This window comes from Streptomyces sp. NPDC007991 (assembly GCF_042958445.1).
In the GTDB taxonomy this organism is placed as follows: Bacteria; Actinomycetota; Actinomycetes; order Streptomycetales; family Streptomycetaceae; genus Streptomyces.
The window spans coordinates 23,386-49,317 of record NZ_JBIBJD010000015.1; the positions used below are offsets into that span (position 1 = coordinate 23,386).

Annotated in this window: 22 protein-coding genes; 8 read left to right on the forward strand and 14 right to left on the reverse strand. The window is 71.0% G+C overall.

The annotated features are described in order from the left end of the window. Nucleotides 1-6: 6 nt before the first annotated feature. Nucleotides 7-444, forward strand: a complete 438-nt coding sequence (locus ACFZDA_RS34955) for a hypothetical protein (protein WP_391089418.1) — start codon at nucleotides 7-9, stop codon at nucleotides 442-444. 50 nt (nucleotides 445-494) lie between these two features. Here ACFZDA_RS34955 and ACFZDA_RS34960 read toward each other — a convergent pair whose 3' ends face one another. Continuing rightward, the gene (locus ACFZDA_RS34960) at nucleotides 495-1,304 is read right to left on the reverse strand and encodes a methyltransferase domain-containing protein (protein ID WP_391089419.1); all 810 of its coding nucleotides are present in this window, start codon (nucleotides 1,302-1,304) and stop codon (nucleotides 495-497) included. A 242-nt stretch (nucleotides 1,305-1,546) separates the two neighbouring features. Beyond that, a complete protein-coding gene (locus tag ACFZDA_RS34965) occupies nucleotides 1,547-1,915 on the reverse strand; it encodes an excisionase (protein WP_391089421.1) in 369 nt (122 codons plus the stop codon). A 71-nt stretch (nucleotides 1,916-1,986) separates the two neighbouring features. Here ACFZDA_RS34965 and ACFZDA_RS34970 point away from each other — a divergent pair, with 71 nt between their 5' ends. The 4 genes from ACFZDA_RS34970 (at nucleotide 1,987) to ACFZDA_RS34985 (ending at nucleotide 5,610) form a co-directional block, all read left to right on the forward strand. Next, complete coding sequence (locus tag ACFZDA_RS34970; protein ID WP_391089423.1) at nucleotides 1,987-2,961, forward strand: Clp protease N-terminal domain-containing protein; 975 nt, start codon at nucleotides 1,987-1,989, stop codon at nucleotides 2,959-2,961. A 332-nt stretch (nucleotides 2,962-3,293) separates the two neighbouring features. Continuing rightward, the gene (locus tag ACFZDA_RS34975) at nucleotides 3,294-4,166 is read left to right on the forward strand and encodes a metalloregulator ArsR/SmtB family transcription factor (RefSeq protein ID WP_391089425.1); all 873 of its coding nucleotides are present in this window, start codon (nucleotides 3,294-3,296) and stop codon (nucleotides 4,164-4,166) included. Further along, entirely contained in the window at nucleotides 4,163-4,765 is a 603-nt protein-coding gene (locus ACFZDA_RS34980) for a dihydrofolate reductase family protein (RefSeq protein WP_391089427.1), read from the forward strand. The genes ACFZDA_RS34975 and ACFZDA_RS34980 overlap by 4 nt, the downstream gene beginning before the upstream one ends. A gap of 107 nt (nucleotides 4,766-4,872) precedes the next feature. Then, the gene (locus ACFZDA_RS34985; protein WP_391089429.1) at nucleotides 4,873-5,610 is read left to right on the forward strand and encodes a transporter substrate-binding domain-containing protein; all 738 of its coding nucleotides are present in this window, start codon (nucleotides 4,873-4,875) and stop codon (nucleotides 5,608-5,610) included. Nucleotides 5,611-5,767: 157 nt separating this feature from the next. Here ACFZDA_RS34985 and ACFZDA_RS34990 read toward each other — a convergent pair whose 3' ends face one another. From ACFZDA_RS34990 to ACFZDA_RS35035, 10 genes are all read right to left on the reverse strand, one after another. Continuing rightward, nucleotides 5,768-6,331, reverse strand: a complete 564-nt coding sequence (locus ACFZDA_RS34990) for a snapalysin family zinc-dependent metalloprotease (RefSeq protein ID WP_391089430.1) — start codon at nucleotides 6,329-6,331, stop codon at nucleotides 5,768-5,770. 282 nt (nucleotides 6,332-6,613) lie between these two features. Then, nucleotides 6,614-7,282: a hypothetical protein gene (locus ACFZDA_RS34995; RefSeq protein WP_391089432.1), complete on the reverse strand. Its 669-nt coding sequence runs from the start codon at nucleotides 7,280-7,282 to the stop codon at nucleotides 6,614-6,616. 203 nt (nucleotides 7,283-7,485) lie between these two features. Beyond that, on the reverse strand, nucleotides 7,486-8,691 hold the full coding sequence (locus ACFZDA_RS35000) for a beta-1,3-glucanase family protein (RefSeq protein ID WP_391089433.1): 1,206 nt from the start codon (nucleotides 8,689-8,691) through the stop codon (nucleotides 7,486-7,488). Nucleotides 8,692-8,934: 243 nt separating this feature from the next. Beyond that, a complete protein-coding gene (locus ACFZDA_RS35005; protein ID WP_391089435.1) occupies nucleotides 8,935-11,097 on the reverse strand; it encodes a beta-L-arabinofuranosidase domain-containing protein in 2,163 nt (720 codons plus the stop codon). Between the two features lie 52 nt (nucleotides 11,098-11,149). Further along, entirely contained in the window at nucleotides 11,150-12,091 is a 942-nt protein-coding gene (locus tag ACFZDA_RS35010; protein WP_391089437.1) for an Ig-like domain-containing protein, read from the reverse strand. Then, entirely contained in the window at nucleotides 11,979-15,350 is a 3,372-nt protein-coding gene (locus ACFZDA_RS35015) for a discoidin domain-containing protein (protein WP_391089438.1), read from the reverse strand. Before ACFZDA_RS35015 ends, ACFZDA_RS35010 begins: the two co-directional genes overlap by 113 nt. Next, on the reverse strand, nucleotides 15,293-17,281 hold the full coding sequence (locus ACFZDA_RS35020; RefSeq protein ID WP_391089440.1) for a beta-L-arabinofuranosidase domain-containing protein: 1,989 nt from the start codon (nucleotides 17,279-17,281) through the stop codon (nucleotides 15,293-15,295). The genes ACFZDA_RS35015 and ACFZDA_RS35020 overlap by 58 nt, the downstream gene beginning before the upstream one ends. A 17-nt stretch (nucleotides 17,282-17,298) precedes the next feature. Continuing rightward, complete coding sequence (locus ACFZDA_RS35025; protein ID WP_307180098.1) at nucleotides 17,299-18,120, reverse strand: carbohydrate ABC transporter permease; 822 nt, start codon at nucleotides 18,118-18,120, stop codon at nucleotides 17,299-17,301. Between the two features lie 29 nt (nucleotides 18,121-18,149). Then, nucleotides 18,150-19,106 (reverse strand): ABC transporter permease subunit, encoded by a 957-nt coding sequence (locus ACFZDA_RS35030; protein ID WP_391089442.1) that lies wholly within the window; start codon nucleotides 19,104-19,106, stop codon nucleotides 18,150-18,152. A gap of 44 nt (nucleotides 19,107-19,150) precedes the next feature. Then, nucleotides 19,151-20,467, reverse strand: a complete 1,317-nt coding sequence (locus tag ACFZDA_RS35035; protein ID WP_391089444.1) for an extracellular solute-binding protein — start codon at nucleotides 20,465-20,467, stop codon at nucleotides 19,151-19,153. A gap of 245 nt (nucleotides 20,468-20,712) precedes the next feature. On the opposite strand from ACFZDA_RS35035, the gene ACFZDA_RS35040 reads away from it, so the two are divergent. Beyond that, entirely contained in the window at nucleotides 20,713-21,741 is a 1,029-nt protein-coding gene (locus tag ACFZDA_RS35040) for a substrate-binding domain-containing protein (RefSeq protein WP_391089446.1), read from the forward strand. 12 nt (nucleotides 21,742-21,753) lie between these two features. Here the strand turns inward: ACFZDA_RS35040 and ACFZDA_RS35045 are convergent, their stop codons facing one another. After that, nucleotides 21,754-22,995 (reverse strand): nucleotide disphospho-sugar-binding domain-containing protein, encoded by a 1,242-nt coding sequence (locus tag ACFZDA_RS35045; RefSeq protein WP_391089448.1) that lies wholly within the window; start codon nucleotides 22,993-22,995, stop codon nucleotides 21,754-21,756. A gap of 516 nt (nucleotides 22,996-23,511) precedes the next feature. Between ACFZDA_RS35045 and ACFZDA_RS35050 the strand changes: the two genes are divergently transcribed. Further along, entirely contained in the window at nucleotides 23,512-23,637 is a 126-nt protein-coding gene (locus ACFZDA_RS35050; protein ID WP_391089450.1) for a hypothetical protein, read from the forward strand. 246 nt (nucleotides 23,638-23,883) lie between these two features. After that, nucleotides 23,884-24,747: an LLM class flavin-dependent oxidoreductase gene (locus ACFZDA_RS35055; protein WP_391089452.1), complete on the forward strand. Its 864-nt coding sequence runs from the start codon at nucleotides 23,884-23,886 to the stop codon at nucleotides 24,745-24,747. 19 nt (nucleotides 24,748-24,766) lie between these two features. On the opposite strand, the gene ACFZDA_RS35060 is transcribed toward ACFZDA_RS35055, so the two are convergent. Next, nucleotides 24,767-25,909: an NADAR domain-containing protein gene (locus tag ACFZDA_RS35060; RefSeq protein WP_391089454.1), complete on the reverse strand. Its 1,143-nt coding sequence runs from the start codon at nucleotides 25,907-25,909 to the stop codon at nucleotides 24,767-24,769. Nucleotides 25,910-25,932: the final 23 nt, after the last annotated feature.

Consider the following 25,932-nt stretch of genomic DNA (forward strand, 5'->3'; position numbering starts at 1 on the left):
GCTTTGGTGGCCATCCATGCGTTGCCCGGTGAAGAACTCCGTACGCTGCTGGCCACCGATTTGAGCCTCGCCCGCGGCACCCTCGAAGTCCGCCGCGGCTTGCTGCGACACACCCTTTACCTGGAGGAGTTCACTCACCGGCTTGCCAGCGAATGGCTGGCCTACCGCCACCGGCGCTGGCCAGCCTCAACCAACCCGCACCTCCTCGTCAGCCAGAAGACGGCCCTTGATCCGGACCACCCAACAGTCAGCAGGACTCTGCTCCGCAAGGCTCTGCCCAAGGACGTCACGCTCGTCGGCCTGCGGCAGGACCGCATGCTCAACGAAGCGTTTGCCACCGGCGATCCACTCAAGCTGATGCGGCTCTTCGGGATCACCGCTCAGACCGCCATGCGCTACGTCGCTGCGGCGTATCCGGAGCGGACGGCCCGACTACCCCGTTGACCGCCTGGCTGCTGAGGTGATCACCGCGATAGAGGGTGCCTGCGGGGCTGTCAGCCTGCCAGCCGGGCTTTCCAGATCTCGTCGCTCGGCCATTGCTGGGCCCAGTCGGCGGAAACTTCTGCGTAGTCCCGTGCATGCTGGGGTGCCTGAATCTCAATCAGGTCTTCGACGACGAAGTTGCAGGACCGCAGCAGACGGACCATCTCGCCGTGCGGCAGGATGAACTGCACATGATTCCCCCAGTCCAGCCGCGTCAGGCCGAATTGGCTGCGGGACAGGGTGGTGGAAGCCGGTCCCTCGGGCGGTACACACAGCGCGAACAGCGGTGAGTAGTGCGAGAACACCAGCCAGCCTCCGGGAACGAGAAGCCGGGCTGCCTCCGGGATCCACTGGTAGGGGTCGCACCACAGCGAGGCGCCGTATTCGCTGATCGCCAGGTCGAACGTGTTGTCCTCGTAGGGCACCTTCTCGGCATTTCCCAGGACAAGGGGGAAGTCGATGCCGAACTCCGTCTGCATCGCGCGAGCAGTGGCGAGTTGCTCCTCCGAGACGTCGATCCCGACCGGGTGGGCTCCTGCTCGGGCCAGCCAAGCGGAAACGTAGGCAGTACCGCAGCCCAGCTCAATGGTGCGCATCCCGTCGATGCCGTCGGGAAGCACGGAGACCTGCGACTCGGGGGTGGCCCACAACCCCCAGGACGGTTCCATCCGCGCCCAGTGATCACGGGCGAGGGGACCGTGCCACGCAGCAGCCTCGTCATCCCAAAAGCGTCGGTTCTGCTCCACATGGTCCGCCGGGCCGTCATGAGTCATGGAGGCATTCGATCGAAGATGCTGCTGTTCCGGCAACGGAATTTCCACGGCGCCAGGCTTCCTCGAGAGGACGCGAGTACGCGGCACCTCAACATACGAGCCCGCCGACAGGCGAGTGGGTTCGTCATCTCACCGCTCCAGGAATCCACGAACCCACGTGTTTCAGCGGCGGAGTTGACGTTGCTGCCCGAGCACCGGTGTGGGCACGGGGCGATGTACGACAGCCTCAACCGGGGCCGGGTCGCGGCCGACCGACGGCAAGGCCGTCATACAGGCGGGGTTGAAGCCGCTCACGCCGGTGACTTCCGCTCCAACGCCGCCAGGCGCAGCTCGAGTTGGTCGACCCGGTGCCGTAGCAGGGTGACCTGGGCTTCCAGGCTGACTTCCCGCTCCGCCCTGCGCTGAATGCGCGGTGACGCGGCGGCGCGCTCGATCACCGCGTCCAGCTGCACGAGGCGCTGCGGTCCGTTCGGGCCGTCCACCAGCCGGGACTGGATCTCGCCGTTGCGGTACCAGGACCGCAGGGCTGAGCGGGAAACCCCGGTCTCGGTTTCTGCCTTGGCCAGCGTGACCCAGGGCGTCTCGTCCAGCTGCTCGAACAACTCCAGCTCGTTCCGCCAGCGCGCGAGCCGGTCCTCCCAGTCCGACGGTGTCTCCATCACACCACCCTCCCTTCGGCACGGTGACTCTGTCAATGACAGTGTATTGACAGGGTTGAGACCATGGAACCATGACTTTCGAGAGGTTCACGGTGAAAGCCCGTCGGGTGGTCGTCACGGCTCAGGAGCAGGCGAGGCTGCTCAAGCACCATCACATCGGCACGGAGCACCTCCTGCTGGGGCTGCTCGACGTGCCGGACAGCACGGCGGCGAAGGTTCTGCACGAGCTCGGGTACGACAAGGAGACGGCGCGGGCCGATGTCGTCGCGGTGGTCGAGCCGGGTACGGAGGAGCTGAGCGGGCATATCCCGTTCGCGCCGCGCGCGAAGAAGACGCTGGAACTGGCCCTGCGTGAGGCGCAGCAGCTGCACCACAACTCCATCGGTACGGAACACATTCTGCTCGCCCTGGTGAGGGAAGGGGAGGGCGTCGGCGCGAAGGTGCTTGCCGAGCGGATCAATCCGATCAGCAAGATCCGTGCCGCGGTGCTGGCCTCATTGGAGGGGTCGCGGGACGCCGCGGCCGGCCCCTGGCCGGTCGGCACACCTGCCACCGAGGACACCGTGTCCGCCGCCAGCGCGCTGGCCGGTGGCGCGCCGGTCGGCAGCCATCACCTGCTTGAGGCGATGCTGCGGGCGGAGAACAGCATGGCGGCCAAGGTACTGCGCGAACTCGGGGTCGACCCGGACGAGGTCGCCGCCAAGATCGACGAACTGGATCCGGAGACGACCACGGACGCCAACCCGGAGGAAGCCGCCGCCCGCAGGATGGAGATCAGGCTGGTCGACGACGAGGTACACGTGATTCTCCGGGATCCGTCGACGGTCGCGATCGCCAAGAAGGTCACCGAGCTGTCCGACGGCCCGATCCAGGGTGTCGGGCCGGTCGCCGGCCTGTTCGTCCCGCTCTGGCGGTCGACCAGCCAACTGCTGCTGCAGATCCAGCGGATGCTGGAACCGCAGCCCGAAGAAGAAGAGGACGACTCCGCCGCGAGCAAGGTGGCCAAGGTCGTGCGCACGGTGCTTGCGCCCCGGCTCCGCCGGTGAACCACTGACGTGGCGAAGTGTGCCTGCGCGGCTACCGCAGCGCGGCGATCCGCACAGTCGAGCGATGTGATCACTCGATCGTGAGTTCCTGTGTTCTCGTGCCCGGTCTGCCCAATGCTCGGAGGGGCGGCGCGTGACCGGCGTCGCCCGGACGCGGTGTGAGCGAGGGGGCACGACGCGGGAAGCGGGACGGCGCGCGGCGGCTTGGACGAGCAGGCGGTGCTGCTGGTGGCCGGGCCGGCCGATCTGCTCTTCGAGCGCGGCCAGGCAGGCACGTTCAACGGGGAAGTATTCCTTGACACGAATATTCGTTGCGAGGAATACTCGCGCCCATGGACGCACTCCTGGCCGCGCTGGCCGATCCGGCCCGCTGGCGGCTCGTCAACCTGCTGGCCGAGCGGCCCCGCCCGGTCGGTGTGCTCGCCCAGCTCGCCGATGCACGCCAGCCGCAGACGACCAAGCACCTGCAGACCCTTGAACGCGCAGGTGTCGTCACCTCCCGACGCACCGGTCAGCGCCGCATCTACGCACTGCGGCCCGACACCCTGCGGGACCTGGCCGCCACGCTCGGCGGTATCGCCGACACCGCGGAACGGGTCAGCGGCCCGCGGGCGACGTACGACCGCTACGGGCGCAGCCTCCACGAGGAGCGGCTCGCCGCGCAGGAGCCGGGGTGGGCCGACGGCCGCTCGTTCGCGTTCCACCGGTCACTGACAGGGCGCCCCGAGCTGGTCTGGCGCCACCTGACCGAGGCCGTGCTGCTCGCGCAGTGGTGGACTCCCGAGGACCTCCGTGTCTCCGAGCTGGTCTTCGAGGCGCGACCCGGTGGGCGGATCGTGCAGGAGTACCGCGACGTCGAAGACGCCGACAATTCCGATGCGGTCGCCGGGCGCGCGGAGGGAGTCGTCGACGACGTACACCCCGGGGAGCGCCTCGCCTACCGGCTCTCCCCGCTGCTTCCCGACGGCGGCCCCGCCTTCACCGCCCACGTCGACATGGCCCTGAGGCCCACGGACACCGGCACAGACCTCGACATCCGCTGGCGCGTCACCGACAGCACGATCGACTCCGCGGACTTCATCGCCGGCATCGAGGTCGGCTTCGGCCAGAGCCTGGACAAGCTCGCGGCGATCCTCGCCGCCGACACGCACGACACCGACAGCACCGACAGCACCCACAGCACCCACACGAGGAGCACGAAATGACTGAGCAGACCGCAGGCCGCCGGGTCGTCACCAACATGAGCCTCTCCCTCGACGGCCATTACGCCGCGCCGGACAACCCGCTGGACATGAGCTGGGTGATGCCGTACGCCATGAGCGACGTCGCCCGCGACCACCTGACCAGCCTCTGGGAACCGGCCACCACGGCGCTGCTCGGGCGGGTCAACGCCGAGGGTTTCCTCGGCTTCTGGCCCACCGTCATCGGCATGGAGGGCGCAGACCCGCGCGACGAGGGCTTCGCGAAGTGGCTCGTCGACACCGACAAGGTGGTCCTCTCCTCCACCCTCGACGCGGCGCCGTGGGAGCGGACGACGATCGTCGACAAGTCGGCCGCCGAGGCGGTCGGGGACCTGAAGGCAACCGCAGGCGGCGACATTCTCGTGCTGTCCAGCGCGAGCGTCATCAAGGCGCTGCTGGCGGCGGACAAGGTCGACCGGCTGGCGCTCACGATCTTCCCGGTCTTCCTCGGCGGCGGGCCGCGCCTCTTCGACGACGGTCTTCCCGCGGGGCAGTGGACGCTCGTCAGCCAGGCCGCGGGCGAGCACGGCACGCTGGCCCTGGTCTACGACCGGGTCCGCTGAGTCACGCCCTGGAGATGGGCAGCCGCCTGGAGTCCGAGTCGCTGGAGTGCCGCCGGCTGCCCGGAAAACACGGCCTGGACACCGGATCAGGAACCTAAACTCGCGGCATGGTCCTTCCCTCTCTCGCCGCCGACCTCGCGCCCACCGGTGTCCTGCGCGCCTCCATCAACCTCGGCAATCCCGTCCTCGCCCAAGGGACACCGCAAGCGCCCGGCGGCATCACCGTCGATCTCGCCCGGGAGATCGCGGCCCGGCTCGGTGTGCCGGTGGAATTCCTCTGCTTCGACGCCGCACGCGCCTCGTTCGAGGCGATGGCCGGTGGACGGGCCGATGTCTGCTTCCTCGCGATCGAGCCCGCCCGTGAGACGCAGGTCGCGTTCACCGCCCCGTACGTGCTCATCGAGGGCGTGTACGCCGTGCCCCGGGACTCCGCCCTGAACACGCCCGAGGACGTCGACGCGCCGGGCATCCGCATCGGCGTGAAGGCCGGATCGGCCTACGACCTCTACCTCACCCGAACTCTGCGCCACGCCACCCTGGTTCGTGGCCACGAAGGCGTCGACGTCTTCACCGAGCACCACCTGGAGGCGGGCGCGGGCATCCGGCAGCCGATGACCGCCTACGTCGAAGCACACCCCGAAGTGCGGCTGATCGAGAAGGAGTTCATGGAGATCCGCCAAGCCGTCGGCACCACCACCACCCGGCGGCCCGAGACCGTACGATTCCTCCGGGAGCTGGTCGAGGAGCTCAAGGCCGACGGCTTCGTCGCCGCGTCACTGCGTCGCGCGGGCCAGTCCGAAACCCTTGCGGCACCGGCCCTGCCGGAACACCGTCCGGCCGGGTGAACACAGCCCGGCCGCCGTCGGCACCTCGGCTTTGAGACGGCGGGGCCGCGTTCGACACGGGGCCCGGTGCAGTGGGCCGCTCCCCCGGCGGCGGGATGCCCCCCGGGGGGCTCCGCCTCGCCGCGGAGCTCCCCGCCGCCGTGTGATGCGGTACGCGTCAGTCCACGATCACCTCGGTACGCACCGCCGGGGCCCGACCGGCGAGTCCACCGCCGAAGTTCCCCTCGACCTCCGTCTTCTCCGCCGCGTTCGGATAGGGGTTCCTGCACGCGGTGCCCGCGGTGGAACCGGACATCAGGCTCGAGCACGGTCCGGGCTTGCGGTCGGGAAGGCCCAGGATGTGCCCGAGTTCGTGGGCGGAGATACGGATCGTGTCGTAGCCCTGGTCGACGGCCTGGCGCCCGATGTAGACGGTTCCGTTGCCCAGGGTGGTGGGCAGGGCGCGCGGCCAGCCGTTGTCCGCGAGGACCCGTATGTTCGCGCGTTGCCCGGCTGCGGCCGGTCGCAGTTCGACGGCGTCGACACTCTCGTTCCAGATCGCCGCGCCCCGGTCGACGGCGCTCTTGAACTCCGCGGAACCGCTGGCGTCGTAGACGAGGACACGAGCGGCCAGGGGGGCGTCCTCCCCGGCGGGGGGAGCGGCCACAGCCTGGCCACCGGTCAGGGAAACGGACAGCACCAGGGCAGCGGCCAGGCCGCCGGTGAGCGTGCGGACGTACATGATCGACCTCCTTGTGGGGGAAGGGCAGTCGTGCTCATGACATTCTCGGGTTCACTGCCCACCGGGGATGGAGGTGAATCCGTCAATTCGAGGTGGTCCCGACCGGACGCCGCCAAGGGCCAGGGCCTGGTTGGCCGGACGACAGGCGCAGGACGTCGGCCGTCCTCAGCACGAGTGGAGACGACACTGAGCCCACGGCCCAGGACGCCGTCGGACAAGGCAGTATTCGATGACCCGTCTGCCGCTCCGGCCGGACCGGCCGGCCGGAGCGCGCGCTGTGGGTCAGCCGCGGGTGAAGAGCTCGCCCTGGGTGGAGCCGGTGGAGCACAGCTTCTTTTCCTCGGCGGTCATCTTGCGGGACTTGACGACGACCGCGCTGTGCTTGCCGTCCGTGCCGTTCGGGGCCGGGCCGGTGACCACGTCGGGGACGAACCAGTAGTAGTGGCCCCACTTGGGGTCGTCGTAGTGGGTCTGCCACGTGCCGCTGATCTGCCGCATCACCTGGGCGCGGGAGATCCAGCCGACTTCTCCGGGCCGCACGTTCACGGTGAAGGAACTCGTCTCGGTGTGCGAGCTCTGCCATGTGTAGTTGTACGTGGCGGTCACGCTGGCCGTGATGATGCCCTCTATGCCTCCGCCCGCCGTGACCGAGCCGCCCACCGAGTGGGAGGAGCCCACCGTGTCGGCCCAGGACATCAACTGGGAGGCGGGCGAGTCGGTGCAGTTGTAGAGGAGTTCGGAGACCTGGTGCGGCTCACCGAGGTAAGCCCGGCCGAGCTGCGGGGAGTTGAAGGTGCACTTGCCGTCCCCGGACGCGCAGTCGGCCATGATCTGCTCGGCGGTGGGCTGTTCCTCGGCCGCCGCCGGAACGGCCGTCGCGATCACTCCGAGCGCGGTCGCCGTCAATGCCAGTGTGCGGCTGCCGTACCGCGGTGTGCGGTTCTTCGTCATGGTTGGTGCCTCTCACCCTTGCATGGGGGGACAGTGACCACACCCCCCTGTGACAGGAGGGTGTGCAGTCACTGCCTGGTGCCCACGAGGCTCACGCACACCGCGGTCCATCTACACCAAGAACAAGTAAAGTTGTGATTGATTTCCAGAAATGATGCAGAGTCAACAGTGCCTCTGTAAGCCGGAGTTGGGGAGGGTGCAGGTCAGTTGAGAGGATCGAGGGTGAGGTAGGCCTGGCGCGGGTTGCCGTCGTGCACGAGGGACTCGTGGTGGCCCACGTCGTCGAACGCGAAGGCGTACGCCTTGCCGTCGGCCATCTGGGCGTGGATCTTGCGGGCGTAGTGGTTGGTGACGGCGTCCTTGTAGAAGGCGTCGGCGCCGGCGTCGGGTTGCTGGGGGTTGGCCAGCAGGGTGGAGCGGTTGAACCCGGCGCACAGGGTGCGGGAGATCGGGCCGCGGACCTGGTCGTTCGGCGCGTCGAGCCTTCCGTGGCAGCCGAAGACGGAGGAGGCGTCCGGCTTCTGGAAGCCGGTGACCGTGGCGCCGGCGCTGTTGGTGAAGTGCATGACGCCGCCGGAGACCCGGCCGTAGTACTTGGTGCCCGGCTGGTCGGCGAACGGGGTGACCGTCAGGGTCGAGGTGGAGTACTTCTGCCAGACGCGGTTGATGTAGTCGTCCATGACGGTGGCCGGCAGTGCGCCGGTCTCCAGGCCGTACAGCGGGGACAGGGCGCGCAGGACTGTGCCGTCGGGGCGGGTCTGGATCAGGTTGGCCCAGCCTCCGGGCTGTCCCCTCAGGGCGTTGAAGAAGCCGTTGTAGCCACCGGGCTTGAGGCGGCCTGTGGTTACGGTGGTTCCGTCGGCTCGCTGCACTCCTACCGCGTACGGTACGGAGAACATGTCGACCTGTGTGCTGTTGATCCACAGGCCCGCGTCGTTGAGTGTGTACTCCGACCAGTTGAACAGGATGTTCCGGTTGGGGTCGGACGGGTTCTGTACGGCGGGCTGGACCAGGCCGCCGGTGGTGAGCCTGAACACCAGTTTCTGGCCGTAGGAGAAGTACACCCGGCCGGAGAACTTCGGCATGCGGATGGTGGTCGACTGGCCCGCCGCGGGGCCCGGGATCGAGGCGTCGGGGGCGGGAGTCGGCGGGTTGCCGCCCGCCGGCCAGGGGTGGAACGTGCCGTTGGCGTCGGCCCAGCCCTGCCGTCCGGTCGACAGGTCGGTGCCGAGGTTGTAGATGTACACCTGCTCGCCGCGCGCCGAGTTGTTGGTGATCTTCAGGGGGATCGTCGCCGGGACGGCGGCGTGGGCCGGTGTTCCCGCTCCGGTGGCGAGGAGGGAGCCGGTCAGGGCTGTGGCGAGGGACAGCCCGACAGCTCGGAGGCTGCGTCCGATGGTGCGTAACATGCTCTGTCTCCGTTCGACGAAGGCCGATCCGGGAAGGGGGTGAGAGCGCTCTCAGAGCGTGCCGTGTTGGTCCGGACCTGTCAATGTGCCGGGACGGATGCCGGCCCGGTCCCTCACTCCACCGCCGTACGGGCGATGCGGTCCGTCAGGACGCCGAAGGAGCCGGCCGCACCGCCCCGTTCACGTAACTGCCGTACGTCGAGAGGCCGTTGCCCAAGCTCTTGCCTCTCAGGACGCCGCCGGTCAGCGTCGCAGGTCCGCCCGGTTCGCCGCCGTGATGACGGCGTCGTGTTCGGCGCGGGTGAACAGGCTCTCGGACAGCCAGCGGCCCGCGAGGGTGCGTACGGCGCGGACGAAGTGCGCGGAGGTGAGGAAGGGGGCTTGCTGCCACAGGACGTCGAGGAAGGTCTGGCCGTCGGGGCGGGCGTGGTTCGGGACGCCCGAGTCGGAGGCGCCGAACGCGATCACGGGTTCGGAGCGCCTGAAGTAGGCGTGGTAGGGGGCGTCGTCGCCGATGTGGAAGGGGGCGAGGGTCAGGTTGTGCGTGGTGAAGTGCAGGGGGCGGTCGGTGGGTTTGACCGCGTCGGCCAGGTCGCCGCGGAGGGTGAAGTCCTTATAGAAGGAGAAGGTGCGGAACTGCTGTTCGGGGCTCTGGGCGGTCAGCAGGAGAGGGCCGTAGAACAGTGACTGGACGGCCGGGTCGTCCAGGGCGCGTTCGATGCGCAGGCGGTAGGGCGTCGAGACGCTGACGCGGTCGCCTCGGCGCCATGTCCTGTTCAGGGTGAGGTGGGTGCCGGGTTCGGCGTCGGCCCGGTGCGGGGTTCCGTTGACGGTGACCGTGGCGCCTGCCGTGGCCCAGGACGGGATGCGGAGTTTCAGGGCGAGCCGGCCGCCGCCCTCGCGGAACGTCAGGGTGCGGACGCCCTCGGCCGGGTAGTCGCTCGTCTGCTCGATGACGAGACCGCGTTCCGGCCAGCGCAGGGTGGAGGCCAGGTAGAGGTTGACGTACAGGGCGTTGCCGTCGGCGGAGCGGAAGTAGACCGAGTCCTGGTACTTGGTGTGGTTCTCCATGCCGGTGCCGCCGCAGCAGGTGCCTGTGTTGCCGAACTGGCGGCGTACGCCCGGCCCCATGCCGACGAAGTAGGTGACCTCGGGGCTGTCGGTGCTGGGCGCGTCCCGGCGGGAGGCGAGGATGTGGTTGGTCAGGCCCCGCTCGTAGTAGTCCATGTAGGCGGGGTCGGGGTCGTGGAAGAAGAGCCGGCGGCTCAGCTTGAGCATGTTGTACGTCGCGCAGGTCTCGGCGTTGTTGTCGTCGAGGGTGGCCGCGATGGCGCCGCGGGCGCGGAACATCTCGCCCTGTCCGGTGCCGCCCAGGGCGTACGTGCGGGGGCCCGCGACCATGCCCCAGAAGTTGCGGGCCGCGGCGGCGTACTGCTCCTCCCCCGTGTGGTCGAACAGGCGGAGGTAGCCGGTGAACTGTGGGATGTGCTGGTTGGCGTGTCTGCCCTCCAGGATGTCGCGGTCCTCGGCGCAGGCCTTCAGCAGCGCGGTGTTGTCGAAGCAGCGGGCGGCGGCGAGGTGTTCCTCCCGGCCGGTGAGCGCGTACAGGTCCGTCATGACCTCGTTCATGCCGCCGTACTCACCGGCGATGTAGATCGACCACATGCGTTCCAGCTGGGCCTTGGGGAGGTGGCCCAGCCGGCCGTGCACCCAGTCGCCCATCTTCGCGGCGATGGTCAGCGCCTGTGCGTTCCCGGCCAGGGTGTGGGCGTCCAGGAGGCCGCGCATGATCTTGTGGCAGGTGTAGTACGGCGCCCAGATGGTGGGGTACGTGGTGTAGCTCTCCAGGAGGATGAACTGGGTCTCCGGGTAGGCCGCCAGGTAGCCGGGATGGCTGGGCTTCGGGGAGCCGTGCTCGGCGAGGGCCTGCTGGCAGTCGCCGAGGGCCGCCACCAGATAGTCGAGCTTGGACTTGAGCGCGGCCTCGCGAGTGCCGGCGTACGCCTGGGAGACGAGGGTGAGGAAGTGGCCGCCGTAGTGGCCGCGCAGGTTGCCGTCGGCCGTCTCCCAGCCGCCCGGCGGCCGTGCGCCGCGTGTGTCGAGTCCGGCGTTGGCGCGGAAGACCGCCAGGATGCGGTCGGCCGGGTACGACCGGGCGTAGTCGAGCATCAGATCGCGCTTGGCGCGGAAGACCCCTCCGCCGAGGGTGACCTCGTGCAGGGCGAAAGGCCGCACCGACCAGGCGGGCGGGGCGGGCAGCGCGCCCCCGGTCTTCGCCGTGGAGGTCGCCGGAACGGTGTGGGCGGCGTGGGCGGCTTGGGCCAGTGGCCCGGAGGCCATGAGCGGGCCGGCCGCGGCGCCGGCGGTCAGGCTCAGCACGCGGCGCCGGGTGGGTGACTGGGACATGGCGCACTCCGATCGTCGTCGGTCGTCAGCGGGCGGGAGAGGGGCCCACCGGTCATGCGGGGGGCGTCACGGTGACCGTGGCCGTGGCGCGAAGCGAGGTGTCCGGCACGGTTCCCTCGATCTCGAAGGTTCCGGGGCCGGCGTACTGGTCCGGGTTTACCGGGTCCCAGGTCACCTTGGTGCGGCTGTCCTTGGAGCCGTCGTTGTAGGTGGCGACCACCGTGGCGGGGAGCGCGGGGGGCGTGCCCGGGCGGGTGGTGACGCGTTCCCCGGCGAAGCCGGTGATCTCCACCGCGTCGGTGTGCCGTACCCACACCGTGGCGGTGACCGGCTGCGCGGTGCGGTCGGCGAGGCCGGTGATCGTCACGCTGGTGCCGCCCTCGGCGACCTGGTCCTCGGTCAGGGCGGGCCAGGCCACGGGTGAGCGGGCCGTGGAGCCGTCGGCGTAGACCAGCGTCACCTGTCCGGGCAGGTCGGGGACGGTGCCGCGCGGGGTGGGGATGTGGGTCTCGCGTACCGACTCCGGTGTCTCGGCGTAGACCTTCCACTCCTGGACGCCGAGGGCGAGGTTCGGATGGCCGGTGAGTTTCGCCCGCACCGCGGTCGTGGTGACGGGTGTGAAGGTGGTCCGGTTGTAGCGGTCCTCGGCGGTGCCGTAGCCGCTGGGGGCGGGGACCTCGCGCCAGGTGTCGCCGTCGCGGTACTCGATGGTCCAGGACCGGGGCACGCCCACGCCGTCGGCCGCGCCGGGCTGCGCGTCGCGGAAGAAGTACAGGTCGGATCCGGCCACGCGGACGGGTTCGTCCCAGGTGTACTGGACCCACTGGGTGTCCTTCTGCGGCCAGCTGCCCCAGCGCGGGGCGTCGGAGGACGAGGCGGGTTCACGGCCGTCGTTGATCGCGCCCACCGACTCCCAGCCGGAGGTGTAGGACGCGGTGGGGGTCGCGGACGGTGCCAGGTTCACCTGGCCGTCGCCGGGCTTCTCGACCTTCACCACGACCCTGCTTCGACGAGGTCGACGCGCCGTCGTCAGCGGTGAGTTCGAGGGTGTACGCACCGGCCTCGGTGAACCGGGCGACGGTGGTGGGGGCGCGCGGGTCGTCGAAGATGACGGCGGCGCCGTCCGGCCCGTCGGCCGTCTTCCAGGAGGCGGAGAGGGTGCGCCGCGGCAGTCCGTCGTCCTCGACGATGCCCGTGAGCCTCACCTGACCCGGGCGGGCGTGCGTGGTGTCCCGCCAGGCCTCGACGTAGGGAGGGCGGTTACGGGCCGCCGGCGGGCGCGTGCCGGTGTCGTAGGCCTGGATCTCCTTCAGGCCACTGGTGTGACCGTCGCGGTGGCGCAGCAGCACCCGCAGCTTGGCCGTGGTCACTTCCTTGAAGCGCACCTGGTTGAGGTTGGCGCGCGGATACGGCGGGGACTTGGCGGCGCCGGTCACGTCCTGCCACTGACCGCCGGCGTTCTGGTACTGCACGGTGTAGAGGGCCGGTTCGGCGTATCCGCCGGGCCGTTTGTCGCTGGAGAAGTGGAGCCGGACGTCGTCGACCGTGCGGGGGCGGCCGAAGTCGAGCTCGTACCAGTCCTCGGCGTTGCCGGAGCCACGGGCGCCCCAGGAGGGCTCGTTGACGGTGAAGCCGTCGACGGCACCTGCCACGCCGTGGCCGTCGGCCTCGTGGGAGGCGCGGGCGGTGGCGCCGGCCGCGAGGTTGTCCCCGGCCTTGCCGGTGAGGTCGCGGCCGGCCTTGGCGAACAGGTCGGTGACGCGGTCCTTCTTGCCGTAGGCGACGTCCTGCGGGTTCGCCACGGCCGTGCGCAGGCCGGTGGTCCTCGCCTTGGCCCCTCCCCCGTCGGGGAGGGTGACCGTGCGGGTGGCGGGGTCGTAGACGAGGTGGGCGAGGCGGTCGGCGGTGAGGGCGAGCTTCCCGTCGAGGTAGACGGAGTAGCCCTCGGGGACCTGGTGGCCGTACGGCCGTTTCCCGTCGCCCGGTTCGTCCCAGAGGACGGCCACGTCGGTGCCGCGGTAGTTGATGTCGGTGGCGGCGAAGTGAGGCCAGTCGACGTCGATCGGCCACAGCTCGATCTTCCGGTCGGTGCGCGGCCGGAAGCCCATCGCGTCCTCGATGACCGTCCAGTTGGTGGTGCCGAGGATGGTGTGGTGGATCCAGGAGCGGTAGCCGATCTTCTGCGGATCGGCGCTGCCGTCGGACCAGAACTCGTTCTGGTCGGGCCGGCGGTTGTCGCCGTCGATGTAGTGGGCCCAGGCGTTCCAGGACAGCAGCTTCTTGTACCAGGTGCGGTCGATGTACTCGTTCGGGTATTTCCGCAGCACCGAGGACAGGAAGCGGAAGGTGACGGTGGAGTTGATGACGGAGAAGTTGTTGCTCCCCGGGTGCCCCTGCCCGGCCGCCTCCGCCTTGTCGGCCTGGTTGGCGGTGAAGAAAGGGAAGACGGGGTACTGCTTCGCGTCCGCCCACAGCCGCAGCGCTTCGAGGTACTGCGGGTCCTCGTCCGGGGTCGGCATCAGGCCCACGCTGTACGGGTAGTAGTTGTTGATCTCCTTCCAGGGCACCAGGGTGTCGCTGTCGACGTGCCGGTGCTTGAGCAGCTTGTCCTTCGGGTCCCAGAGGTGTTCGAGGACGGCTTTGCGCACGCGGTTCGCCGTCGCGCGCATCTCGTCGGCCTTCGTCTTCTCGCCGAGCAGGTCGTACGCGCGGGCCGCCGCTGTCGCGTTGCTGTAGACGTACGCGGATTCGGCGCGGTCCAGGTTCCCGGGCTTCCAGTGGAACGACACGGCGTCGGCGTCGTTGCCGGTCATCGCGCCCCAGTCGTACTCGATCAGGCCGTTGCCGTCGTGGTCGTAGCTGTCCAGCTGGCCCTTGACGTCCTTCTCGGCGTAGCGCGCGAGGTTGCGCACGATGCCGTCGGGGCCGCCGTGCACCTGGTAGGAGCGCCAGGCCGTCTCGGAGAGGTACTGGGTGTAGCTGTTGGACCAGTTCTCCGGGTCGCCGGGGTTGTCGGAGTACTTGCCGTTCTTCGACACCTCCCCGGCGGACACCCACGGGCCGTAGGAGTAGGCCGGGTCGCGCAGGTACTTGAGGTCGTCGACGAACATGCCGACCGTCAGGGCGATCGCGTTGTTGTAGCCGAGCACGCCCTCCATGGAGGTGGGGAACTGGTAGTCGCTGCCCGGGATGTCGGCGTCGAGGTAGTTGTACCGCAGCAGCCACCAGCGGTAGTACAGCGTCTTCTCGATGTTGTCGTCGGGGAGGTCGAGGTACGGCAGGTTCTCGGCCCACCAGCGGTTGTACGTCTGTACGTGCCGGCGGAACGCCGTGGCCGGGGAGGCGGTGCGCACCGCGTCGTACTCGTGCCGCGAGTCGGTGATCTCCTCGGTGACGAAACCGAGTTGGACCTTGGTGGTGAGGGTCCGGCCCGCGGCCAGGGTCAGGGTGCGCGTCAGGGACTCGTCCTCGGGGGTGAAGCCGTCACCGCTGAGGCGGGGGAAGACGGTCGTGAGGTTGTTCTTCGCGGGCACAGTGCCGGTGAGTTCCCGGCCCTCGGCGGTCGTCGTGTACGGGGACGTGGCGCGCAGCCGGACCTCGCGGAGCCGAGTCCCTGTGTTGGTGAGGGCCAGGTTCGTGACGGCGACGTTCGACTCGGTGATGAACTTGGTCTGCGTCACCTTCAGGCCGGTCGCTTCGTGCGTGAACTCGCTGCGCCAGTAGCTGGGCGTCTGGGTGCGGGCCCCGGTGTCCTCCCGGAGGGTGAGGTTCTCACCGTCGGCGTTCAGGGTGAGCGTGTACGCGGAGCGGTTGTCGATGCTCTCCCAGTAGGCGACCTTGCCGGCGAAGCCGAGCCCGGCGGGGTCGTGTTCCTTCATGAAGACGGCGCGTCCCCGGGTGAACAGCCAGTCGCCCGCCGGGTCCTCGCCCTTGCGGGCCAGCATCCGGTCCATCCAGAAGTCGGTGCCGTTCCCGGCCTTCCGGTCGGCCTCGTACTGGGCGCGCAGGGTCCGGTGGACGGTGAAGCCGGCGGGGAGGGCGGGCACGGGGTGGTCCGTGCCCGAGTAGACCGGGTAGCCGATCGCCGAGTTGTCCGCCGCGGCCGGTGCGGTCACGGCGAGCGGGGCCGGCAGGCCCAGGGTCAGCGCTGCGGCCAGGGCGCCGCGGCTGTGCCGTCTTCGCGGTGCGGGCACGACTACCTCCGGGTGGGCGTCGTCGGGGGCGTGGTCGGGGACTGGGTGGTCGGCAGCCACACGCGCATGGTCGAGGGTCCGCGGTTCGCCCAGGAGTGGTACGGGACGAGCGTGATCCCCGTGCGGTCGGCCGTGGGTGCGGTGGCCCGGTCGAGCGGGCGGTACGGCCAGGCGCTGTCGTGTGGGCCGGCGGGTGCGGCGAGTTCGCCGGGGGCGACGACCGTGCCGTCCGGGCCGTCCTCCGGTGCGGCGGACGGGTCCACGCGGAGTGCGTCGACGTCGTGTCCGTGCGGCAGGTCGGCGGACTCGGCGCAGTAGACGAGGGGTCCGCGCTCGACGGCCACGGTGCCGCGGATCGCGTCGACGCGCGGGTCGGACACGGTCCAGCGCGGGGCGACGGGCAGTTCGAGGCGTATCTCGTCGCCGGGCCGGAAGACCTGGGTGAGCCGCGCCGTGCCCGGGGTGGCGGTGCGGCGTCGCCCGTCCGGGTCGACCAGCCAGGCGGTCGCGCCCGCCGTCCACGCGGGGACGCGCAGGGACAGGGTCCAGGGGCGGGCCGGGGAGCGGCTGATCCGCACGGCGACTCTCCCGCCGGACGGGTAGTCGGTGCGGACCCGCAGCGCCACGCCCTGCCCGTCGGCGAGGGTGGTGGCGAGCTCCGCGTCGGCGTACTGGTGCAGCTGGACGCCGTCGTCGTCCGCGGTCGCCAGGTACGCGGGCAGTTGGGCAAGGGTGCGCGCCACGTTGGTCGGGCAGCACGACACGGCGAACCAGGGGGCGCGCAGGCCCGAGTCGGCGCGCGGGCTGACCCGGTCCGCCCAGGGCGTGGTGCCGCGGTGGCGGCGGTGCAGGGTGTTGGCGTAGAAGAAGGCCCGGCCGTCCTCGGAAGGGGACGTGGCGATCACGTTGAACAGGGTCCGCTCGGCCAGGTCCGCGAAGCGCTGTTCGCCGGTGGCGAGCAGCAGCCGCCAGGCGAGCAGCACGGAGGCGACGCCGGCGCAGGTCTCCGAGTAGGCGCGGTCCGGTGGCAGGACGAAGTCGTCGCCGAAGGACTCGTCGCGGTGGTGCGAGCCCATCCCGCCGGTGAGATAGGTGCGCCGGGCGACGGTGGCCTCCCACTGCCGTACGACGGCGGCGAGCAGGGCGTCGTCGCCGGTCTCCACGGCCACGTCGACGGCGCCGGCCGCGAGGTAGAGGGCGCGCACGGCGTGGCCGCGCAGGACACCGGCCTCGCGGACGGGCACGTCGTCCTGGAAGTAGGCGCGGCCGAACTCGATGTCGGCGAGGGTGCCGTGGCCGCGCCGGTCGACGAACAGCGCGGCCTGGTCGAGGTAGCGCTGCTCGCCGGTCAGCCGGGCGAGTTCGACGAGGGCCGTCTCGATCTCCGGATGTCCGCACAGGCCCGGGTTTCCGCCCGGGCCGAAGGCGGCGCAGACGTGGTCGGCTGCCCGGCGGGCGATCTTCGTCAGCTCGCCCTCGCCGCGGGCGCGGGCCTGGGCGACCCCCGCCTGGATGAGGTGCCCATGACAGTAGAGTTCGTGGCCCCATTCGAGGTCGCTGTAGCGGGGCTGCTGTCCGGGTCGGCCGAAGGCGGTGTTCAGGTAGCCGTCCGGGTCCTGGGCGGCGGCGATCACATCGGTGAGCGCGGCGGTCTCCGCGTCGTAGGCGGCACCCTCCCACGCCATGGCTTCGAGCAGCTTGTAGATCTCGGAGTCGGCGAACTCCCGGCCGCGCCGGTCCCGGTGGATCCGGCCCTCGGCGGCGGCCCGGAAGTTGCCGGTCCAGCCCTCGCGTTCCATCCAGTCCCGGCAGTGCCCGAGCGTCGCGGTCGCGTTGGTGTGGCGGCGCCGGGCCCAGAAGCCCCCGGTGATCCTGACCTCGTCCAGGCCGAGCGGGCGCAGCCGGCCGCGGGTCGGCGCCACGGGCAGGACGGGCGAGTGCGCCGTGTTCCCCTTCACCGGTTCATGCCTTCGGTACGTCCCTTCGGTCATGGTGGATTCCCCGCGCCTCAGCCCTTGAGCGCGCCGGACATGAAGCCCCTGATGTAGTGCCGTTGGAGGAGCAGGAACAGCAGCAGGCAGGGCACGGCGAGGACGACCACGCCCGCCTCGGTCGCGCCGTAGTCGACGGCGCCCATGCTCTGCTGCCGCAGGTTCGCCACGGCCAGCGGCAGCGGTGCCTTCTCGCTGTCGGAGATGAGGATCAGCGGTGCGATGAAGTCGTTCCAGGCGGCGAGGAACGCGAACAGGCCCACCGTGATGAGCCCCGGCCGCACCGCCGGGAGCAGGACCCGGCGCAACGCGCCCGCGGTACCGCAGCCGTCGACCAGTGCCGACTCCTCCAGTTCGCGGGGCACCGCCTCGAAGGAGATCCGCATCATGAAGGTGGCGAACGGCAGTTGGAACATGGCGAGCACCAGGCTCAGCCCGATCAGCGAGTTCTGCAGGTGGAGCCTGCCCAGCAGGACGTAGAGGGGGATGAGGAGCGTGGCGTAGGGGACCATGAGGATGGCCAGGGTCAGCAGGAACAGCAGGTTCCGGCCGGGGAAGTCGAAGCGGGCGAAGGCGTAGCCGCCGAGCAGGGAGACGCCCAGGGTCAGGGCGACGGTCAGCGCCGAGACGACGGTGCTGTTGAGGAGGTACCGCCACAGGCCCGCGTCGTAGTCGAGCAGGGTCCGGTAGTTGCCGAGGCCGTAGCCGGACTGCTGGGCGGTGCCGGGCTGGCCGCTGACCGACGCCCAGGCGTTCCACAGCAGGGGGAAGAGGAAGATGACCGCGAGGCTCGCGGCGACGACGTAGTGGGGCGTGCGGCCGAGGGCGCGGGTGAGCACCGTGGTGTCCCTTCTGGGTGCGGCGGGGGTCATGAGTCGTCGGCGTGGCGCAGGCCGCGGAACTGCAGGGCGTTCAGCAGGAGCAGCACGGCCAGGACGACGATCGACAGGGCGGCCGCGGTGCCGAGGTCCAGCCGCTGGAAGGCCTCCCGGTAGATCAACTGGACGACGGTGACGGTGCTGTTGTCCGGTCCGCCCTTGGTGAGGATGAAGAACTGGTCGAAGGCGAGCAGGGAGCCGGTCACGCACAGCAGCAGGCACAGGGCGAGGGAGGGCCGCAGCAGCGGCAGGGTGATCGAGCGGAAGATCTGGCCGCGGCTCGCGCCGTCCATCCGGGCCGCCTCGTACACCTCGTGCGGGATGCGCTGGAGGCCGACGAGCAGGATCAGCATGTAGAAGCCGGCGAACTTCCAGACGATGAGGAAGACCGTCGACAGCAGGGCCGAGGTCGGGCTGCCGAGGAAGGACACCGGCTCGTCGACCAGTCCGAGCTTCTCCAGCAGGCGGCTGAGGGGGCCGGTGGTGGGACTGTACAGGCTCCAGAACAGCAGGGAGGCGGAGGCCAGCCCGAGGGCGCTGGGCAGGAAGTAGACCGTGCGGAAGAAGCCGGCTCCGGGGCGGGATTCCTGCACGAGCAGGGCGAGGCCGAGTGCCAGTGCGAGGAGTACGGCCGTGACGATCACGGTGTAGAGCAGGGTGAAGCGGATCGCCGGCCAGAACAGGGTGCTGCCGGTGATGTCGCTGTAGTTCTCGGGGGCGTTGAGGCCGCGGTCTCCCGCCAGCAGTGGCCAGTCGCTGAGCGACATCTGCCCGACGAGCAGCAGGGGCAGCAGGAAGAACACGGCGACGAAGACGGCCGTGGGTGCCGCGTAGGCCAGGCCCTTGGCCGTGCGGGACCGCCAGCGGGGCGGGGCGGCGGCCGGAGCCGGGCGGTGTGGTGGCGTCCGGGGCTCGGCGGCCGTCCGGTCGGGCGCCTTGACCTGCATGACTCTCCTCTGCCGTACGACGTGGGAGGGGCGGGGCCGGTCGCTCAGTCGGCCAGGGATGCGGTGATCGCCTCGTTGTCCTTCGCGACGGACGTCCCGTCACCGAAGACGGCGTGTCGCATCAGGGTCAGCCAGGGCCCGTTCGGGTCGTTGAAGGTCTGGCCGAACTTCAGGGCGTACGGCGTGCGGCCGTGCGCGACGAGTTCGTTGATGGTGACCAGCCGCGGGTCGGCCTTGGAGTGCTTGTTGGACGCGAGGTCGGTGCGGGCCACCACGTCCTTGTGCGCGGCGACCACGTCGACCTGGGCCTTGTCGCCCAGGGACCAGGCGAGGAAGTTCCAGGCCTGGTCGGCCGACTCGCTGGTGGCGGAGATGCCGATGGCGTCACCGCCGACGAACGTGGACTTCCCCCCGTCGGGTCCGGGGATGGGTGCGACGCCGAGGTCCAGGTCCTTGGGCATGAGCCCCAGCGTGGTGGACGGCATGGGCATCACACCGACCTTGCCCTTGGGGAAGACGCCGGTCCAGGTCGTGCCCGTCTCGTCGCGCGCGCCGGGGGCGACGATGTCGTCCCGCACCCAGCCGCGGTAGGTGTCGTAGACCTTCTTCGCGGCGCCGGAGGCGAGGTTCGCCGCGGTGCCGTCCTTGTCGAGGACGTCCTCGCCGGCGGCCCAGATGGACGGCCACCAGGTGAAGACGCCGCAGCCGCCGCAGTTGCCGCCGAAGAAGGTGCCGTCGACGCCGCCGCCCAGGGCGTCCACGGCCCGGGCCTGCCGGTCCCACTCGCGCAGGGTGGCGGGCGGCTTCTCGGGGTCGAGTTCCGCCTTCCGGTAGAGGTCCTTGTTGTAGAAGAGCACCGACAGGTCGAGGGTGTGCGGGACGACGTACTTCTTGTCCTCGTACGTGCCGGCCTTGATGTGCGACGGGGCGAGGTGCCCGGCGAACGGCAGGGCGTCGATGCGGTCGGTGAGGTCGGCGAAGAGGCCGCTGGAGGTGTAGTTGGGCACGAACACGACGTCGGAGGCGAACAGGTCGGGCAGGTCCTTGGATCCGGCCGCCGCGCCGACCTTGGCCTGGTAGTCGTCGGTGGGGACGACGGTCAGCTCGATCTTGTTCTTGTGGCTCGCGTTGTACGCCTCGACCAGGGCCTCGCTCTGCGGCCGGGTCGCCGCACGCGTCCACATCGTCAGTTTCGTGCCGTCGTCGACACCCCTGGCGTCCGCCGCTCCCCCACCTCCCCCGCCGCCCGAGCCGCCGTCACCCGACCCGCAGGCCGTCACCAGGCTCGCGGCGGCGAGCAGCGCGGCGGTGCCGGTGACAAGGCGGCGCAGATGTCGACGTGGTCCGGCCGTGCTCCCCATGTTCGATCCCCCTCGTGTCGCGGCGGACCGTGCGCGGGCCTGCCGGTCGGGACGATGGCTGTGGTGGCACTGAACTGAGCGGCGAAAAGAAACAGAAAAGGCTTTCAGAGACGCTAGAACCCGGCTGACTGCCCGTCAATCCCCCGGTAGCGGACGATTCTTGGCGGAACTCCGAAACCACTGAAAGCCTCTGGACCGAAACATCTCGCGTAGGGTGGGACGCGAGACGAGACAGGAGAACTCGCATGGCAGAGGCCACCGGCCCCGTTCGTTCGCAGCCGGCCACGCTCAGCGATGTCGCCCGGCTGGCGGGCGTGTCGATCGCCACGGCGTCCAAGGCTCTCAACGGCCGCAGCCAGGTGCGGGCGGAGACCAGACAGCGGGTCGTCGAGGCGGCCGAACGCCTGGCGTTCCGGCCCAACCAGGTGGCCCGGGGCCTGCTGGCCGGGCGGACGGGCACGGTGGGGCTGCTCACCAGCGACCTGGAGGGCCGGTTCAGCATCCCGATACTGATGGGTGCCGAGGACGCCTTCGGAGCGGGCGAGGTCGCGGTGTTCCTGTGTGACGCCCGGGGGGACGCGATCCGCGAACAGCACCATGTCCGCGCGTTGCTGGGCCGCCGGGTCGACGGCCTCATCGTGGTCGGCAGCCGGACCGATCCGCGTCCGTCCCTGGGCCGCGAGCTGCCCGTCCCCGTCGTCTACGCGTACGCGCCGTCGGAGGATCCGGAGGATCTGTCCATCGTCCCGGACAGCGTCGGCGCGGGCCGCCTCGCGGTGGACCATCTGCTGGCCAGCGGCCGTACCCGGATCGCGCACATCACCGGTGACCCCGGGTACGCCGCGGCACGGGAGCGGGCCGAGGGCGCCCGGGCCGCGCTCGCCGACGCCGGCCTGACGCTGGTCGGCGAGCCGGGGTTCGGGGCGTGGTCGGAGGGCTGGGGCCGGGCGGCCACCACGATGCTGCTGGACCGGCACCCGGAGGTGGACGCGGTGCTGTGCGGCAGCGACCAGATCGCCCGGGGCGTGATGGACCTGCTGCGCGAGCGCGGCCGGCGGGTGCCGGAGGACGTGGCGGTGATGGGCTTCGACAACTGGCGGGTCCTGACGTCGGCGTCCCGGCCGCCGCTGACCAGTGTCGACATGAACCTCGAACAGGTCGGCCGCGCGGCGGCGCACGCCCTGTTCACGGCGATCGCCGGCACGCGGCGGTCGGGAGTCGAGACGCTGCCCTGCCGGGTGGTGATCAGAGGGTCGACGGTGCCGCTGTCGTGAGCCGGTGACCCGTCACGTGGCGAGTCGGCCGAGCGCGGCCAGGACCGGTGCCACACCGTCCTCCCGGGCCAGCCGGCGTGCCAGGACCTGGGCGCGGTCGCGGTGGGCGGGGTCGGTCGTGGCGCGGCGCAGGGCGGGGGCGAGGGCCTCGGCGGTGAGACGGCGCAGCGGGACGGCGGCGGGAGCGGTGCCCAGGGCGATGAGGCGGGCCGCCCAGAACCCGGCGTCGAACTGCACGGGCACCGGCACGGTGGGGACGCCCGCGCGCAGGACGGCGGCGGTGGTGCCGGCCCCGGCGTGGTGGACCACGGCGGCCATGCGGGGAAACAGCCGAGCGTGCGGTACGTCGCCGACCGTGATCACGTCGTCGGCGTCGGCGGCGAGGCCCGCCCACCCCTGCTGGATCACGCCCCGCAACCCCGCCGCCCGCAGGGCGCGCACGATCTCGCCGCTGAGGCGCTCGGGGTCCGGCACGGTGGCGCTGCCCAGCCCGACGTAGACCGGGGCGGGTCCGGCGGCGAGGAACTCCTCCAACTCCCGGGGCAGCGTGCGGTTGTCGTACGGCCACCAGTACCCGGCGATCTCCAGTCCGGGCCGCCAGTCCCGGGGGCGGGGCACCACCAGTTCGCTGAATCCGTGCAGCACGGGCCAGCGCGCTCGCTCATGGGCCCGGCGGAGCGCGGCCAAGCCGGGCAGGGTCATGCCGTGCCGGGTGCGCAGCCGGCGCATGGCCTGGGTGAAGACCCGGTCGACGGCGGTGGTGACGGCCAGTCCGCCCAGGTGGTTGCCCACGGCGCCCAGGGAGCGTCCGCCGAGCATGGGCGCGCCGAACTCGCGTGTCGGGTGCTGGGGTTGGAGGAACAGTCCCAGGCTGGGCAGGGCCAGGCCCTCGGCGATGGCGCGGCCCAGCGGTGCCACGGCACCGGCGGCCAGCACGGCGTCCGCGCCGCGGGCCGCCTCGACCAGGGCGTCGGTCATCTCCTCGGCCGCGGACCGTGCCATCGACGCCGCGCGCAGCAGTTTGCCGAGCCCGGTGGTGCTGGCGTGCAGGCTGCGGCCGCGGTCGGAGTGCGACACGGCGTGCGGGTCGACCGGGGTCGGTCGGAACCGCACTCCGGAACCGGCGGCCAGCGGCTCGAACAGGCCGTGGGTGACGAGCGTGACCTCGTGCCCGCTCCGCGCCAGCCCCGCTCCCAGCCCGGTGTACGGCGCGACGTCGCCGCGCGATCCCGCCGTCATGATCACCAAGCGCATGGGTCCCAGTGTGGACCGGCCGGGCGGCCGACACGCGGGGTACGGCGGCGGGAGTCCGAGAATCGCCGGTGCGGGTGATGGCGGACGGCGGGGCGAAGGGGCTGGTGAGCGGGAGGGCCAGTCGGTGTCCAGGACTTGGAGCAGGCTTGTGGCGGCCTGGCGCAGGCGCGGGGAGGCGTCCGTGGTGGGGGCGGTCGGCCGACGGTGCGTGTCCTCGTAGGGGGCTGTTTCGGTAGCGGGGCTGTTGCACCGACGGCCGTCTCGGCGCACGGGCCGCTTCGGCGCCGGTGGCCGCTTCGGCGCCGGTGGCCGCTGCGGCGGCGGAGGAAGGGCCGGCCGTCCGGCTCGTGCGGTGGTCGATGGCCTGGTCGATGAGGGCGCGCAGGCGGGCCAAACGCTGGGCGCGCGCCCGGTTGGCGGGCAGCGGCACAGCCCCGTGGCCCACGGCGGGAGGATGGTCTGCGGGATCGTCCCCTTCATGATCTCCGGCATCAGCGCGGTGAATTCACCCTCCAGGTGCGCGGGCAGGTCCGCGCCGAACAGGGCGACGAGGAGGCCGCGAGCATGACCTCGTTCATGTCCTCGTGCACCTCGCGCGGCCGCGCCTCGGGCGACGCGCCGACCATGGCCGCGACCTGCTGATGAAGGGCAGGGGGCTGCGGGCGAGTCGAAGGCCGTGACCGAGCAGAGGGAGGGATCCCAGGGCCGTTCGTGTGCGGGACGTCGCGGGAGCGTTCATGGCCGGTTTCACTCCTTGTGGGGGCGACGATCGATCGACGCATGCCCACCGCACCGTCGTTGAATCCGTCACTCCGTGATCAGTGCGTCCCATCCGGTTCGCGCGGCACCGGGTGGGTAGGCGCTTCCCTCTCACGACCGGAGGCGGACATGGACATCGGTATTGGCCTTCCCAACACGGTTCCCGGGACCGAGGGCCCGGTTCTCGTGGAGTGGGCCCGGCGGGCCGACGAGGCGGGGTTCAGCACGCTCGGGACGATCGGGCGGCTGGTCTACGCGGGGTACGAGGAGCTGGTCGCGCTGAGTGCGGCCGCGGCGGTCACCAGCCGGATCCGGCTGACGACGAGTGTGCTGCTGGGGCCGCTCCACACGAACAGCGCTCTGCTGGCGAAGCAGGCCGCCTCGCTCGACCGGCTCTCCGGGGGGCGGTTCGTCCTCGGTGTGGGCCTGGGCGGGCGTGACGACGACTTCGCCGCGAGCGGTCTGTCCACCGAGGGCAGGGGGCGCCGCCTGGAGGAACAGCTGACGGAGATGAAACGCATCTGGTCGGGTGAGAAGCGGGGGCTGGCCGGTGCGATCGGGCCGGAGCCCGTGCGCGAGGGCGGTCCCGAGCTCGTCCTGGGCGGGTCGAGCCCGGTCAGCTTCCGGCGGGTGGCCCGGCTGGCCGACGGCTGGATCATGGGCGGTGGTACGCCGGACATGTTCGCGGAAGCCTCGGCCGGCGTCGACGCCGCGTGGAAGGAAGCGGGGCGTACCGGCGCGCCGCGCAAGCTGGCGCTGGCGTACTTCGCGCTCGGCCCGGACGCCCGGGCGCACGCGGACGGCTATCTCCAGCACTACTACGCCTTCCTCGGCGACGCCGCCGCGCAGGTCGCGGCAAGTGCCGCGGTGACTGCGGAGATGGTGAGGTCTTATGCCGACGCGTTCGCCGCGGCCGGCTGTGACGAGCTCATCTTCGTGCCCGCGGCGTCGGGACTGGAGCAGGTGGGGCTGCTCGCCGAGGCGACCGGCTGAACCGTCGGCGCACCCTCGCTCACCCCTCGGCGGCGCCCGGTTCCGGGAGGGTGATCCCGGCCTGCCGGGCGCGGAGTTCGCAGCGGACGAGTTCCAGGAGGCGGCCCGTCCAGTTCCGGCCACGTCCGCCGTTGTCGCCCCAGTAACCGGAGTCGGAGTCGTCGTAGACGAGGGTCGCGTCGCGCGTGTCCAGGAGGATCCGGGCGAGGGCCGGGTGCCGGGTGTACTTGGCCCTCAGCAGGGCGCTCATGACGGCGGTGCGGGCCTGGTCCCACCCGTCGCGCCGGGGGGCGCCGGCTGCCGTGTTCCGGGCGGCGTACACGGTGGCCGCGTCCCTGATGGCGGCCCGGGCGCCGGGGTCCGTGGTGGACAGGGCCCAGTACGCGTGGGCGACGGACGGGTAGGTGACGCCGTCGGCCTGGACGGGAGCGGGGAAGTCGTTGCGGAGGGCCTTGGTACCCGGGTCGTCCGGGGGCGTGCGGGAATAGCTCTCGTACAGGTGGATCGCGGGGGCGAGCGGTGTCGCGGGTCCGTCCGCCGGGACCCGTGCGGGCCGTTCGGCGATCCACTTCGCCCGGTCCTCGAAGTAGGCGATCGCCTCGTCGTACTCCTCGCGGGTGACCGGCTCGCCGGGCGGGGTGCCGTCCAGGTGCTCGCCGGGTCCGGCCACCAGGACCCTCAGCGGCTGGTCTTTGCGGTCCATGTCGCCGAGCGCGTAGTGGCGTCGGGTCTCGGGGATGGCCAGGTAGGCGGCGCGGGCCGCGGCCCGGTTCCGCTCCGTCCGGTCGGCGAGGAAGGCGTCGACGGCGGCCAGGCAGCGGTCCGTGGAGTCCGGGCGTCCGTTGAGCTGGTCGATGGTGTCTCGGACCTCGGCCAGCAGCAGCTCGGGCGTGAGCCGGGTGCGCGGCTCGCTGAACCGCCAGGCGGCCAGTTCATGGCCGGACGCCCGGGCGCCGTCCGGGAGTTCGGTGGCGACCCAGCCGCAGCGCAGCTTCTCCTCGAACTCGTCGAGGGTGACCAGGCCCCAGCAGTCGATCAGCCCGTCCGCGTAGATGAACAGGTCGGTCAGGAAGTAGTCGCCGTTGCGGATGAAGGCGTGGCGCCAGGTTCCGGGGACGCGGACGCCGTCCGCGGTGCGGTAGGTGATGCGGTTGCCGATCATCCCGGCATTCTGTCGGAACCGCT